This window comes from Aquamicrobium soli (assembly GCF_042646345.1).
In the GTDB taxonomy this organism is placed as follows: domain Bacteria; phylum Pseudomonadota; class Alphaproteobacteria; order Rhizobiales; family Rhizobiaceae; genus Mesorhizobium; species Mesorhizobium soli_A.
Genome location: NZ_JBHRTK010000019.1, coordinates 19,680 through 33,296 on the forward strand (window position 1 = coordinate 19,680; position 13,617 = coordinate 33,296).

General features: G+C 64.4%; 14 protein-coding genes. 11 read left to right on the plus strand and 3 right to left on the minus strand.

The annotated features are described in order from the left end of the window. The first annotated feature begins 8 nt into the window (after nt 1-8). The gene (locus tag ACFOHJ_RS18450; protein WP_378223173.1) at nt 9-458 is read left to right on the plus strand and encodes a hypothetical protein; all 450 of its coding nucleotides are present in this window, start codon (nt 9-11) and stop codon (nt 456-458) included. Nucleotides 459-464: 6 nt separating this feature from the next. Here the strand turns inward: ACFOHJ_RS18450 and ACFOHJ_RS18455 are convergent, their stop codons facing one another. The 3 genes from ACFOHJ_RS18455 to ACFOHJ_RS18465 all read right to left on the minus strand — a co-directional run bounded on the left by ACFOHJ_RS18455 (nt 465) and on the right by ACFOHJ_RS18465 (nt 2,328). Beyond that, nucleotides 465-1,226, minus strand: a complete 762-nt coding sequence (locus ACFOHJ_RS18455) for a hypothetical protein (protein WP_378223175.1) — start codon at nt 1,224-1,226, stop codon at nt 465-467. After that, nucleotides 1,205-1,750, minus strand: a complete 546-nt coding sequence (locus ACFOHJ_RS18460; RefSeq protein WP_378223176.1) for a hypothetical protein — start codon at nt 1,748-1,750, stop codon at nt 1,205-1,207. Before ACFOHJ_RS18460 ends, ACFOHJ_RS18455 begins: the two co-directional genes overlap by 22 nt. Before the next feature lie 128 nt (nt 1,751-1,878). Beyond that, complete coding sequence (locus ACFOHJ_RS18465) at nt 1,879-2,328, minus strand: hypothetical protein (protein WP_378223179.1); 450 nt, start codon at nt 2,326-2,328, stop codon at nt 1,879-1,881. A 492-nt stretch (nt 2,329-2,820) separates the two neighbouring features. Here ACFOHJ_RS18465 and ACFOHJ_RS18470 point away from each other — a divergent pair, with 492 nt between their 5' ends. The 10 genes from ACFOHJ_RS18470 to ACFOHJ_RS18515 all read left to right on the plus strand — a co-directional run bounded on the left by ACFOHJ_RS18470 (nt 2,821) and on the right by ACFOHJ_RS18515 (nt 13,454). Further along, the gene (locus ACFOHJ_RS18470) at nt 2,821-3,180 is read left to right on the plus strand and encodes a septal ring lytic transglycosylase RlpA family protein (RefSeq protein WP_378223181.1); all 360 of its coding nucleotides are present in this window, start codon (nt 2,821-2,823) and stop codon (nt 3,178-3,180) included. A gap of 249 nt (nt 3,181-3,429) precedes the next feature. Continuing rightward, on the plus strand, nt 3,430-4,728 hold the full coding sequence (locus ACFOHJ_RS18475; RefSeq protein WP_378223183.1) for a polyhydroxyalkanoate depolymerase: 1,299 nt from the start codon (nt 3,430-3,432) through the stop codon (nt 4,726-4,728). Between the two features lie 175 nt (nt 4,729-4,903). After that, complete coding sequence (locus ACFOHJ_RS18480) at nt 4,904-5,539, plus strand: transglutaminase-like cysteine peptidase (protein ID WP_378223185.1); 636 nt, start codon at nt 4,904-4,906, stop codon at nt 5,537-5,539. Between the two features lie 159 nt (nt 5,540-5,698). Next, nucleotides 5,699-7,048: a putative bifunctional diguanylate cyclase/phosphodiesterase gene (locus ACFOHJ_RS18485; RefSeq protein ID WP_378223188.1), complete on the plus strand. Its 1,350-nt coding sequence runs from the start codon at nt 5,699-5,701 to the stop codon at nt 7,046-7,048. Between the two features lie 167 nt (nt 7,049-7,215). After that, the gene (locus tag ACFOHJ_RS18490) at nt 7,216-7,983 is read left to right on the plus strand and encodes an SDR family NAD(P)-dependent oxidoreductase (protein WP_378223190.1); all 768 of its coding nucleotides are present in this window, start codon (nt 7,216-7,218) and stop codon (nt 7,981-7,983) included. Beyond that, on the plus strand, nt 7,980-8,924 hold the full coding sequence (locus tag ACFOHJ_RS18495) for a 2-dehydro-3-deoxygalactonokinase (protein ID WP_378223193.1): 945 nt from the start codon (nt 7,980-7,982) through the stop codon (nt 8,922-8,924). The genes ACFOHJ_RS18490 and ACFOHJ_RS18495 overlap by 4 nt, the downstream gene beginning before the upstream one ends. Beyond that, nucleotides 8,921-9,559 (plus strand): 2-dehydro-3-deoxy-6-phosphogalactonate aldolase, encoded by a 639-nt coding sequence (locus ACFOHJ_RS18500; RefSeq protein ID WP_378223196.1) that lies wholly within the window; start codon nt 8,921-8,923, stop codon nt 9,557-9,559. Before ACFOHJ_RS18495 ends, ACFOHJ_RS18500 begins: the two co-directional genes overlap by 4 nt. A gap of 1 nt (nt 9,560) precedes the next feature. Then, nucleotides 9,561-10,634, plus strand: coding sequence for a D-alanine:D-lactate ligase-like protein (locus ACFOHJ_RS18505; protein WP_378223199.1), 1,074 nt, complete (start codon nt 9,561-9,563; stop codon nt 10,632-10,634). Between the two features lie 87 nt (nt 10,635-10,721). Then, on the plus strand, nt 10,722-12,371 hold the full coding sequence (locus ACFOHJ_RS18510; RefSeq protein WP_378223201.1) for an ABC transporter substrate-binding protein: 1,650 nt from the start codon (nt 10,722-10,724) through the stop codon (nt 12,369-12,371). Nucleotides 12,372-12,386: 15 nt separating this feature from the next. After that, nucleotides 12,387-13,454, plus strand: a complete 1,068-nt coding sequence (locus ACFOHJ_RS18515) for an ABC transporter permease (RefSeq protein ID WP_378223203.1) — start codon at nt 12,387-12,389, stop codon at nt 13,452-13,454. Nucleotides 13,455-13,617: the final 163 nt, after the last annotated feature.

Here is a 13,617-nt window from a genome sequence, read left to right on the forward strand (position 1 = left end):
GAGGCACCATGCTTGCACTCATCAACAACCAGGATGAAATCCTCGCGGCCGTGGCAGAAGGCTCATGGCTCGACCTGCCGAATGGCGACAGGGTCACGGCAACGGATGGCTGGTCGAACGACGACTATCGCCTTGCGAAAATCCAGCCCGCCGAGCCGGTGCCTGAGGGAAAGCAAGTCGCTTCGAGCTCTCTCGAGATGGTCGGCGGTGTGCCGCGCTATGTGCACGTGCTGGAGGACGCCGAGCCGGTGCGCCTCTCGGTCCTGAAATCCACCGTGCAGCAGCGGATCATTGATGCGGGCAAGATGGCTGATGCCTACGCCGCGCTGACCGCCAACCCGGTCTATTTCGCGCGCTGGTTCGCGCCTGATCATCCCGTCGTCTACTGCGACGATCCCGACGCGGTCGGGCTGGTAACTGCCTTGGGCCTCGATCCAGAAATCATTCTGGCACCGTAGGAACGTTTAGGCTGCTTGAGCGAAGGCTTCTCGTGTTCTTGCAAAAGGCACAACGACATCTGCCGCCTCTCCAAGCAGAACCTTATCTGCTTGATTGGTACGTTCTGCGTTGGTGAGCATTACCGTGCGCCGAACCGGCTCTTCCAGTCTGGCAATGTCCGTGAACTTGACGAATGCAGAGTTGATCGAGACATGGCTTGGCGATACCAACTCGATTAGACGTGGGACGCCTTGGCGCATTATCGCGGCATCAAACCGCCATCTCTTTAGAGACCGTCCCCGCATCTCATAATCGAAATGGGCTTGAACGCCAAAAAACTCCCGTACCGTAGAGCGGAAAACTTCGGTAAGATCATGGTCTCTTTCTTGGCCGAGCTTTTGCGCAGTCTGCTCAACGGTCTTTCGGCTCGCGGAGCCGATGAATAGGACCGCATTGGCTAGCCATTCCCGGGTCACACGCGTCGTGAAAAAGCAGCTGCCGTCATAGTCGACGCCATGAAATTGTGCGATCTGCGGAGCAAGCCTCGCGAATACGCTTGTACCTCCGAGGAGTTCAGCTTCCATGTAGCCGTTGCCTTGGTCGCTGACGTAGAATTCATCACCACTTCCGCGAACGCGGACAACAACTGATGCGCCACCAGGATAGGTTTGAGGCAACGCAATCAGGCCCTCGCCCTGATCGACGCCGGTAATCACCAGTTCCTTTGCAATCTCTTCGATGAGCGCCTGCATTGACAGGTCTCGGTTCAAACCAGCTGTCGCGACCATACCGGCTCCTCAACCCAAAAATCCGGGATTACGAATTCATCCCGCACAAACGCCATTACATCGTCGAATCTAACAAACTCTTGCTCAATTGGGAACGCCAACGGAAGTCTGCCTTCCGGTCTAAACGCGTCTAATCCTAGAAAACGGTTTGCGTAGAACCTGTGGATTTGGCGTCCCTGGACGACAGGAGGCGCGCTGTGTGGATTTAGCGGATTGCGATGGGGCTTCAATGGGTTTTCAGGATCAAACTCTATCCTGCCGAGGTGAAAAGTCACCCCACCGATAGTAGCGAAGAGAAGGGCCACTAGGCCGTAGAATGGCCTCGATGCCGGCGTCGAGCGTGGTCCACGCAGCAAAATACGTGCGCCTCCAAGCTGTGCGCCATCGATCGCAAGAGGCATGCTTAGTGAGATGAGCTCTGCGTTTCCTTTATGCTCTATGATCCATTCGCCTAACCCAACAGGGTTTTTCGGCGAATTTGCGATGGTTTCGAGATCGGATAGTATTTCGTCATCGCGCCCCAATTACCGCCCCTCTTATGCCGCCGTCTCCCAATCGGTCTGCGGCTTCCTCGGTACGGCGCCCATCTACCCACGTTTACACGCTGTCTACAAGCGGCCGCGCTGCGCACGCGGATGAGGTTTGAATTCCGCTATGGGGTAGCGACTCTCACATAGCGGCGCTGCCGCCAATCGTACTTGACGCCGGCCGGGGCCTGAAAACCCCGCGCCGGCTTTTCCTTTTTCGCCCCTGCCATGGCCATCCGCTTGGCCTTCGCAATTCGCGCCAGGTCGGCCTTGTCCTTCTCCCGTCGACAAGCCTCATGAGCCGGAGCGCAGTTGGTGTTGATGTCTCGGCCCAGCAGCCCGAGGGCGCGGATATGCTCTATCGTCCATTGGTCGTCGTGACGATGGATCGGGCGGCCGCACAGGCAGCAGGGCGCCACGTTGTGGCCGGTGCAATGCTCGGTGAATATTGCTTGGCGGCGCTTGGCCGACATGGCCTTTCGTGGCGTAGCAGTGAGACCGTCTGCGCGAAAAACATAATCAGAATGCGCGACAGCGATCTGCCCACTTTTCTCCAAGCTATTGATTTTGCTCAAAATGGTACACCTCTTCTGGGCACCAATTCAAAGAAAAAGCCCCGTAACCCAGCAGGTTACGGGGCTTTTTCTTTTCCGTCACAATCCCATCGCCATTCGACGCCGCGACGCGCGGAGCGCGGCCCGCGCGCATCGATGCTGCCCGCGCGTGGCGGACTGCGGCAATGCCGTTTGTCTTCAGGCAAGGAATACGAACCGTCGCGACAGCATAATCGCGAGCAACGCCATTGCGGCCGATCGAAGGCCCAATCCAGGGCTCGTTATGCTGCCGCTATACTGAGGCCTGTTGGTCCATTCGACTCTCGGTTTTCCCCGCGTGACCCGACGGATGTGAAATTATTCCTTAACATTCGGTAAAACGACTCTGACAAACTGTTTCCTTGCGACTCCAAACGTGTCTGTCCGCCATGGAACTGCCGGATGCCGGCCACATTTCATGCCTCATTCGCCCCGTTAACGATCTCCATCTGACAACGGAGCTTTTCCTACCGCATGAAGAAATCGAACCGGGCCGCGCTTGTCGCGGCGACCGCCGCGGCTGGCTTGATGGTCGCCGCCTCCGCCTCCCCTGCACTCGCCCAATGCGGCCGCGCCTCCTGGTACGCGCTGCATTCCAAGACAGCCTCCGGCGAACGCATGAATCCCTCCGCCCTGACCGCCGCGCATCGCTCGCTGCCCTTCGGCACCAAGGTCAAAGTCACCAATAAAAACAACGGCAAAAGCGTCGTCGTGCGCATCAACGACCGTGGTCCGTTCATCCGCGGGCGCGTGCTCGACCTTTCCAAGGGCGCCGCGCGCGAACTGGGCTTCGTCCAGTCCGGCCACACCTCGATCTGCATGGCGCGCCTGTAGCCGCAACCGCAGCAGACGGCATAGCCTGTTTCGCGCCGCAGCAGCCACCTTGCGCTGCACCACGCCAGGACCCTTAGCCGCCGGCCCCGGTTCAGGCCGGGTTTTCAACAAGTTGGACTAAAGTATCGGGCGGTTTGCGGCCCGATACCGTATTGCATCGCACCAAATTATCATTAACTTCGCTGTGGGACATTGAAGGCTCGGCACTGCGTCGTCGCTTTTCGGTCGCAGGCAGCAGCGGAGTTTTCCATGCTCTACCAGCTTTATGAAATGAACAACGCCGCCCTTTGGCCTGCCCGCATCTGTGCGGACGTGACGCGGCTGTTCTACACCAATCCCTTCAATCCCCTGGCACATACGTCGTTCGGCAGGACGGTGGCTGCCGGCGCCGAGTTGTTCGAGCGCATGACGCGCCACTACGACAAGCCGAGTTTCGGCCTCGACAGCACGGTCGTCGACTGGAAGACGGTGCCGGTGGTGGAAAAGACCGTCTGGTCGCGGCCGTTCTGCAACCTTATCCATTTCGAGCGCGCGGTTCCCGCCGGCCGCCGGCCCGACCCGAAGCTGCTTATCGTGGCGCCGATGTCGGGCCATCACGCCACGCTGCTGCGCGGCACGGTCGAGGCGATGCTGCCCTACGCGGAAGTGCATATCACCGACTGGGTCAATGCCCGTGACGTGCCGGCCTCGGCCGGCCGCTTCGACCTCGACGACTATATCGACTACGTCATCGAGATGCTGCACGCGCTCGGCCCCGACACCCATGTGATGGCGGTGTGCCAGCCCTCGGTGCCGGTGCTGGCGGCGGTAGCACTGATGGAGGCGAAAGGCGACCGCCTCGCGCCCGCCACGATGACGCTGATGGGCGGCCCGATCGATACCCGCCGCAGCCCGACGGCGGTCGACGTCCTGGCCGAGGAGAAGGGCAGCGACTGGTTCCGCCAGAACGTCATCATGCAGGCGCCGTGGCCGGCTGCCGGCTTCGGGCGCGCCGTCTATCCGGGTTTCCTGCAGCTCTACGGCTTCATCGGCATGAATCTCGACCGCCATATTGCCGCGCACAGGAAGTTCTTCGAGAACCTGGTGAAGAACGACGGCGACAGCGCCGCCAAGCACCGCGAGTTCTACGACGAATACCTGGCGGTGATGGACCTGACCGCCGAGTTCTACCTGCAGACGGTCGACACCGTGTTCGTCCGCCACGCCCTGCCCAAGGGCGAGATGACCCATCGCGGCGTTCCCGTCGACCCATCGGCGATCCGCAACGTCGCGCTGTTCACGGTCGAAGGCGAGAACGACGACATTTCCGGCCTTGGCCAGACCAAGGCGGCGCATGACCTGTGCGTCAACCTGCCGGCCGACATGAAGGCGCACTACATGCAGCCGGCCGTCGGCCATTACGGCGTCTTCAACGGTTCGCGCTTCCGCTCGGAAATCGTGCCGCGCATCGTCGACTTCATCGGCACCTATGGCCGGCAGGGCAAGATCGACGTCAAGGCCACCTCCGCCAAGGCCGCTTCCGAACGCGCCGCCAAGGTCCGCGCCTGAGGCCCTCGCCGGCAAACGCTCTTCAGCGCCTCCCCGCCCGTCCGGGCTGTGTTGCACAATAGTCGCTGTCACGACGCTGTGAGTAACCATGCCAACAATACGCCTGTTCGCGTAATTGACACGCACTGTTAATCGCCTTTAACGTTTCGTTAACAAACAGGGGCGAGCGGGGACGATGGTTTCCTCACCGGTGCTGCAAAAATTGCGGAATGGCGCGGTTGTCGCGCTGGCGCTGTCCGGATGGTGGGCGGCGCCTGCCGTCGCAGCCAGCGCGATGACGACCGGGGGGCTGACTTCACAGCCGATCGGTCATTACGACTTCTGCAGGACGCATAAGGGCGAGTGCTCCATCCGCCCGGCCGACCTCAACCCGGCGACGATGAACGCGTCGCTGTGGCAGCAGCTGACGACCGTCACTACGGCGGTCAACGCCGCCGTCGAGCCGATGAGCGACCTGGATATCTACGGCAAGGACGAAGTCTGGGCCTATCCCGACAAGGGCGTCGGCGATTGCGAGGATTACGTCCTGGAAAAGCGCCGCCGGCTGAACCAGCTCGGCATTTCGCTGGCGAACCTGCTGATCACCGTGGTGCGCAAGCCCGACGGCGAGGGGCACGCGGTGCTGACGGTGCGCACCAGCAAGGGCGACTACGTGCTCGACAATCTGAGCGACCAGGTCCGCCCGTGGGACCAGACCGGCTACCGCTTCCTGAAGCGGCAGGCGATCGACAATACCGGCCGCTGGGTTTCGATCCGCGACAGCCAGCAGATTCTTGTCGGCGCGGTCCGCTCCACCACCCTTTCCCGCTGAACGTCTGGCATCGACACCCGGCCGCGGCCTTTCCAGGCCCGCCTTGACGCGCCCGATAGCCGGCGAAAGATGCCGCACGACCCGCGCTCCGGTGAGATACGTTTCCTAAAGGGTTTGCCGCTATTGTCGGAATAAATACGAACAAAAACAGGGACGCCGATGCAAACGTTGTTTGGCACCGGTCAGGCGGACAGGGAAAACACGGATCTGGCCTTTACCGACCCCCTTACAGGGCTCGGCAACCATCGGCGCTTTTTCGACAAGGTGGAACGCCTGATCGACGACCGGTCCGACGACCCGGCCCCGTTCGCGGTCGGCATACTCGACCTCGACGGCTTCAAGCCGATCAACGACCTTTTCGGCCACAAGGCCGGCGACGATATCCTGGCCCAGGTGGCGATGCGCCTTAAAGCCTCGATGGATCGTCATTCGACGGTCTGCCGCATCGGCGCCGACGAATTCGCCTTCCTCTATCCGCTGGTGTTCAGCGAGGAGGTGGCCACCGCCAAGGCGCGCATGCTGATCGAGATCCTCTCGGCGCCCTATGACGTCGGCGAACGCACCGCCCGGCTGTCGGCCTCGGTCGGCTGCTCGCTGTTCTATTCCGGCGACGAAATCACCGACATCCTCGTCAACAAGGCCGAGACCGCGCTCTACCACGCCAAGCGTTCCGGCCGCGGCAAGGTCGTGGTCTATACCCGCGAGATGGAAGAGGCGGCCAAGCGCGTCACCCGCATCGAACAGGCGCTGCGCCTTGCCGTTGCGGCCGGCGAGGTGGAGCCGCACTTCCAGCCCATCGTCGACCTCGGCAGCCGGCGCGTCATCGGCTTCGAGACGCTGGCGCGCTGGACCGACCGCGACCTCGGCTCGGTGTCGCCCGTCGTCTTCATCCCCATCGCCGAGGAGCGCGGCATCATCGGGCCGATGTCGCAGCTTCTTTTGCGCAAGGCCACGGAAGCCGCCCGGAACTGGCCGCAGGACCTGTTCCTGTCCTTCAACCTGTCGCCCTCGCAACTGGTCGACCAGAACACCGGGTTGCATATCCTGTCGATCCTCGACCGCACCGGCTTCGATCCGCGCCGGCTGGAAATCGAGATCACCGAAACCGGCCTGATGAACGACCCCGCCTCGGCGGAAAAGATCGTCGAGGACCTGCGCCGCGTCGGCATAAGGGTTTCGCTCGACGATTTCGGCACCGGGCAGTCCTCGCTGGGGCGGCTGCGCGAGTTCCACTTCGACAAGCTCAAGATCGACCGCGCCTTCGTTTCCACCATCCTCGAGGACCGTCCGTCCGAACACATCATCCGCGCCATCCTGGCGATGTGCGAAGGGCTCGGCATGGATGTCGTGGCGGAAGGGATCGAACACGAGGCGCAGGCCGACCGGCTGGTCCAGTTCGGCTGCGGCGGCGGCCAGGGCTTCCTGTTCGGCAAGCCGGCCGACGCCACCGCCACGCTTGGCTATTTGCGCGATTCCTTTCGCGGCGCGCAGCGCACCCGCGCCATCTGAGGTCCGCCACCCGCTGGCAACGCGGCTCGCTTTTGTCAGACATAAGCGGCTCGACCGCTCTTTTTCCCCTTGCCCGCCGGTCGCGGCCCGATAGGATGCAGCGCCGGGCCGGCCGGGCGCTCGGGCCCTTGCCGGGCCCACCCTGCCGCCAGAGAGGGAAAAGACCGATGATGCCATCCGCACGCTTTGCCGACCTCGAAGGCGCCTCGGTGCTGATCACCGGCGGCGGCTCCGGCATCGGCGCCAGGCTGACGGAAGGCTTCGCCCGTCAAGGCGCGCAGGTGGCCTTCATCGACATCGCCGAAAAGCCGAGCCAGGCGCTGTGCGAGGAGATCGACGCCACGACCAGAAACCGGCCGCTCTACCTCAAGGCCGACCTCACCGATATCGACGCGTTGCGTTCCGCCGTCGACAAGGCCGCAGCGGCGCACGGGCCGGTCACGGTGCTGGTCAACAACGCCGCCCGCGACGACCGCCACGCCGCCGAGGACCTCACGCCCGAGGCCTGGGACGCCAACCTGTCGATCAACCTGCGGCCGCATTTCTTCACCATCCAGGCGGTGGTGGAGGGCATGCGCAAGGCCGGCGGCGGCTCCATCGTCAACTTCACCTCCACCTCCTTCATGCTCAACATCGGCGACATGCCCGCCTATACCGCCGCGAAAGCCGGCATCATCGGCCTGACCAAGGGCCTTGCCGGCCGCTACGGCAAGGACGGCATCCGCGTCAACGCCGTCGCGCCCGGCTGGGTCATCACCGAGCGCCAGCGCGACCTGTGGGTGACGCAGGACAAGCTCGACGCCCATATCGCCCGCCAGGCGATCCCGAAGATGATGGTGGCCGACGACATGGTCGGCCCCTGCCTGTTCCTGGCTTCCGACGCCTCGGCAATGCTGACGGCGCAGACGCTGATCGTCGACGGCGGCCTGTTGTGAGGCGGCAACCGGTCATCGCCGCCATAGACTGGGGAACGACCCGGCTGCGGCTGTGGCTGCTCGACGCCGCCGGCGAGGTGATCGCCGGGCGACGCGGCGACGACGGCCTCACCAGCGCGCGGGAGGCCGGCTTTTCCGCCGTTCTCGAAAGCCATCTGGCGGCCCTCGGCGCGTCCGAAACGCTGCCGGTCGTCGCCTGCGGCATGGTCGGCTCGCGGCAGGGCTGGGTCGAGGCGCCCTATGTCGACACGCCCGCACGCATCGACGCCATCCTCAAGGGCGCGGCGCACGTGCCGGGCGAGCGGCGCGACATCCGCATCGTGCCGGGCCTGGCACAACGGCGAACGGATGCGCCTGACGTGATGCGCGGCGAGGAAACCCAGCTTGCCGGCGCCGGCCTGCCGGCCGAGGGGCGGCATCTGGCCTGCATGCCTGGCACGCATTCGAAATGGGTCGAGATCACGGACGGCGCGGTTGCCGGCTTCGGCACCTGGCCGACCGGCGAGCTGTTTTCGCTTTTGGCCACGCATTCCATCCTGCGCCATTCGCTCGGCGAAACGCCGGCCCCGGTCGGCGCGGACAACGCCTGCTTCCGGCAATCGTGCAAAACGGCACTGGCCGAGAGTGGCGACATCACCGCAAGGCTGTTTTCGATCCGCGCCGCCGGCCTGCTGCAGGGCCTAGCGCCCGCCGACGCCGCCGCCACCCTTTCCGGCCTGCTGATCGGCGCGGAAATCGCCTCGGCTCAGCACCGCTACGGGCGGCCGGACGGGGCGATCACGCTGATCGCCGCCGGGGCGCTCGGCCTGCTCTACCAATGCGCACTCGACCTTGCCGGACTTCCCTTCCGGCTGGTGGATGCGGAACAGGCCGTGCGCGCCGGCCTGTTTTCGGCCGCGCGCGAGAACGGCATGATCGCCACCACGGAACCTTCCGCATGACCCAGACCGCTCCCTTCCCAAAACTTCAGCGCGGCCTCGTCGCCATCCTGCGCGGCCTCGAGCCGGAGGAAGCGGCAGCCGTGGGGCAGGCCGTGTTCGAGGCCGGCATCGAAGCGATCGAGGTGCCGCTCAACTCGCCCGATCCGTTTGCCTCGATCACGGCCATCAAGGCCGCCCTGCCGCCGAGCGCCCTCGTCGGCGCCGGCACGGTGCTGACCGCCGCCGACGTCGATGCCCTGCATCACGCCGGCGGCAAGTTGCTGGTCAGCCCCAACATCGATGCCGAGGTCATGCGCCGCGCCGCGACCTACGGCATGGTGACCATGCCCGGCGTTTTTACCCCCACCGAAGCCTTCCAGGCGATCCGCCTCGGCGCCTCGGCGCTGAAATTCTTCCCGGCGAGCGTGCTCGGCCCCGCCGGCATCGCGGCGATGCGCGCGGTGCTGCCGGCCGGCACGCCGGTCGGCGCGGTCGGCGGCGTCTCCGACAAGGATTTTGTCGGCTACAAGGCGGCCGGCGTCTCGGTGTTCGGCCTCGGCTCCAGCCTGTTCAAGCCCGGCATGGGCGTCGCCGAGGTGGCGGCGCGCGCCCATGCTGCCGTCAGCGCCTGGGATGCGACGTTCGGAGCGCCGTGACATGACCGCCGCCAAGCCCCGCCTCATCCTCGTCTTCGAGCCGGAAAAGGCCTGCTTCGACCGGCTTCTGGCCGATGGCTATGCGCCGGAGCGCGCCGCCGAGATCGCCTCCTACCTCGCCCAGTCCACCGACCTGGCGCGCGAGTTCGACGCGCTCGCCACCGCCTGCGAGCGGCACGGCATCGCCTTCGAGCCTGTCGCGCTGGACGACGCGGCGCTGGCGCTGAGCGGGCGCGACCCGCAGGCGACGCTGGTATGGACGCTCACCGACGGCATCGCCTATTTCCGCGGCGGTGCTGCACCCGCGCTCGCCCGGCTGAACGGCCTGCCCACCCTCGGCAGCGACGATTCCCTGTTCGCGCTGTGCCAGGACAAGTTCCGTGCCGGCGCGGTGCTGGCGGCAGCGGGCTTGCCGGTGCCGCCGGCAGGGCTCGCCCGCAACGGCCACTGGCTGGTCGAGCCGCCGGGCTCGGCAGCCGGCTGGTTCGTCAAGCCGAACCGGCTGGGCGCCAAGATCGGCATCTGGGCGGATTCGCACTGCCGGACCCTCGCCGAGGCGCTGACGCTCAGCCGCCGCATCTTTTCCGCCTATCGCGATGACGCGGTGGTGCAGCCCTATGTCGCCGGGCGCAATGCGCGGGCCAGTTTTCTCGGCGTCGCGCCCGATACCGGCGTCGAGGCGCTCGGCATCGCCTTCGTCGATTCCGGCGGCGATTTCCAGACCATGGACGACAGCCTCGCGCTTTACGGCGAAACCGGCGAAGCGGCGAAGGCCGGTGGCTTCTACCAGGAGCCGCAGCTTGCTCCCGTTGCCGCCACGCACCCCCAGGCGGACGAGAAAATCCGCCGGATCGCCGGCACGCTGATGCAGACGCTCGGCCTGCGCGACTGCTTTTCGCTGGATTTCCGCATCGAGGCCGACGACACCGTGCATCTCATCGAGTTCGAGGTCTGCCCCGGCCTGCCTTGCTTCGATTTCCGCGCCTACTGCCGCTCGCACTGGAACATGGACCTTGCCGAGGCGATGGCCGCAACGGCGGCGAACCGGTTCGCCCTTGCCGAAACCCATGCCTGAAAAGCCGATTGCGGGACAAAAAGCCTCCCGTTATGGTCGAGGAATCCTTCGTCGCTAGAATGAAGACAACAAAAGGGAACCGATGAAATGATGATGGGAAAGATCGCTCCGCGCACACGTTTCTGGTTTGCAGGCGCTGCCCTGACCGCGCTGCTGGCCGCCGGCGCGCCGCTCGGTGCCTATGCGGCGACGCCCGCCGACACGCTGGTCGAAGGCTTCGCCATCGACGACATCATCTCGGTCGACCCGGCGGAGGCGTTCGAGCTTTCCACCGCGGAAGTGACCGGCAACACCTACGACCTGCTGGTGCGCCTCGACCTCGCCGACACCTCCAAGGTCAAGCCGGACCTCGCCGAAAGCTGGACGATTTCCGACGACGGCCTGACCTATACGTTCAAGCTCCGGCCCGGCGTCAAGTTCGCCTCCGGCAACCCGCTGACCGCTGCCGACGTCGCCTGGTCTTTCGAGCGCGTGGTCAAGCTCGACAAGAGCCCGGCCTTCATCCTCACCCAGTTCGGCCTCAACGCCGACAACGTGACGGAAAAGGCCAAGGCCGCCGACGACGCCACCTTCGTCTTCACCGTCGACAAGCCCTATGCGCCGAGCTTCGTGCTCAACTGCCTGTCGGCGACGGTCGGCTCGGTGGTCGACAAGAAGCTGGTATCCGAGCACCTGAAGACGGTGACGCCGAGCGACGACTACAAATACGACAACGATTTCGGCAACGAATGGCTGAAGACGCATTCAGCCGGGTCCGGCGCCTTCACGCTGCGCGAATGGCGCGCCAACGAAGCCGTCGTCATGGACCGCAACGACAATTACTACGGCGACAAGGCCAAGCTCGCCCGCGTCATCTACCGCCACATGAAGGAAAGCTCCGGCCAGCGCCTGGCGCTGGAGGCCGGCGACATCGACGTCGCCCGCAACCTGGAGCCGAACGATCTCAAGGCAGTTTCGACCAACGAGAACATCGTCACCACCAGCGCGCCCAAGGGCACGGTCTACTATATCAGCCTCAACCAGAAGAACGAGAAGCTGGCCAAGCCGGAAGTGCGGCAGGCGATCAAATACCTGATCGACTACGACGCCATCGGCGCTACGCTGATCAAGGGCATCGGCGAGATCCACCAGACCTTCCTGCCCAAGGGCGTGCTCGGCGAACTGGACGAGAACCCGTTCAAGCTCGACGTGGCCAAGGCCAAGGAACTTCTGGAAAAGGCCGGGTTGAAGGACGGCTTCTCCGTCACCATGGACGTGCGCAACACGCAACCGGTGACCGGAATCGCCGAATCCTTCCAGCAGACGGCCGGCGAGGCCGGCGTCAAGATCGAGATCATTCCCGGCGACGGCAAGCAGACGCTGACCAAGTACCGCGCCCGCAACCACGACATCTACATCGGCCAGTGGGGGCAGGACTATTTCGATCCGAACTCGAACGCCCAGACTTTCGCGTCCAACCCGGACAACGCCGATACCGGCAAGGTGGCGACGCTGGCCTGGCGCAATGCCTGGGACATTCCGGAACTGAGCAAGCAGACCGAGGCGGCGCTGCTTGAGAAGGATTCGGCCAAGCGCGCCGAAATGTACCGCAACCTGCAGAAGGAAGTGCTCGACACCAGCCCCTTCGCCATCATCTACCAGCAGATCGAGGTGGCGGCGATCCGCAAGAACCTGCAGGGCTTCAAGCTCGGGCCGAGCTTCGACACCAACTTCGTCGGCCAGATCTCGAAGGAATAAGCCGGAGGGCGGCGCGTGAGCGCAACCGAAACCGGAACGGCGGCGCACGGCGGCGCCGCCCGCGGCCTCGCGGTCGCGTCCGCCGTCGGCCGCTTTGTGCTGGTCGCGGTGACGACTTATCTCGGGCTGCTGGCGGTCACCTTCTTCATCGGCCGCGTCATCCCGATCGATCCGGTGCTGGCGGTGCTCGGCGACCGCGCCAATGCCGACGTCATCGCCCGCACACGGCGCGAAATGGGCCTCGACCTGCCGCTGATCGAGCAGTTCTACGTCTATGTCAAAAGCGCGCTCTCGGGCGACTTCGGCACCTCGGTGCTGACCACCAACCCGGTGATGGCCGACATAAAGCGCGTTTTCCCCGCCACCATCGAGCTTGCCACCGTTGGCACGCTGATTGGAACGCTGGCGGGGGTGCCGCTCGGCGTGCTCGCGGCCGTCAAGCGAGGCAGCCTGATCGACCAGGTGGTGCGGGTGATCGGCCTGATCGGCTATTCGGTGCCGATCTTCTGGCTCGGCCTGCTCGGGCTGGTGCTGTTCTACGCCAAGCTGCAATGGGTCGCCTATCCCGGCCGGCTCGACGTGGTCTACCAGTATACGTTTACGCCGGTCACGGGCTTCTACCTGCTGGATTCGGCCTGGCAGGGACAATGGGACGTGTTCGCCGACGCCTTTCGCCACATCATCTTGCCGGCGGCGCTGCTCGGCTATTTCTCGCTCGCCTATATCAGCCGCATGACGCGCTCCTTCATGCTCAACGAGATGGCGCAGGAATACATCGTGGCGGCGCGCGCCAAGGGCCTGTCGGAAACCCGCGTGATCTGGGCGCATGCGCTGCGCAACGCCGCCGTGCCGCTGATCACGGTCATCGCGCTGTCCTATGCCGGGCTGCTCGAAGGCTCGGTGCTGACCGAGACAGTGTTCGCCTGGCCGGGCATCGGCCTCTACATCACCGATTCCCTGCAGAACGCCGACATGAACGCGGTGCTCGGCGGCACCATCGTCATCGGCTCCGTCTTCATCGCCATCAACCTTTTGTCCGACCTGCTCTACCGGCTGCTCGACCCGAGGACGAAGACGGCATGAGGAGATTTTACGGCAAGGCGACCCCCGCCCCTGACCCCTCGCCACAAGGGGGCAGTGTTTACATCAGACTTAGTTTGGATTCTTCTTGGGCTGTTTGGTCGATTTGCCGAGGAGAAGCCCGATGGAATGTCCCCGTTGCCACAGTGAGGAGCTTCGCAAGACG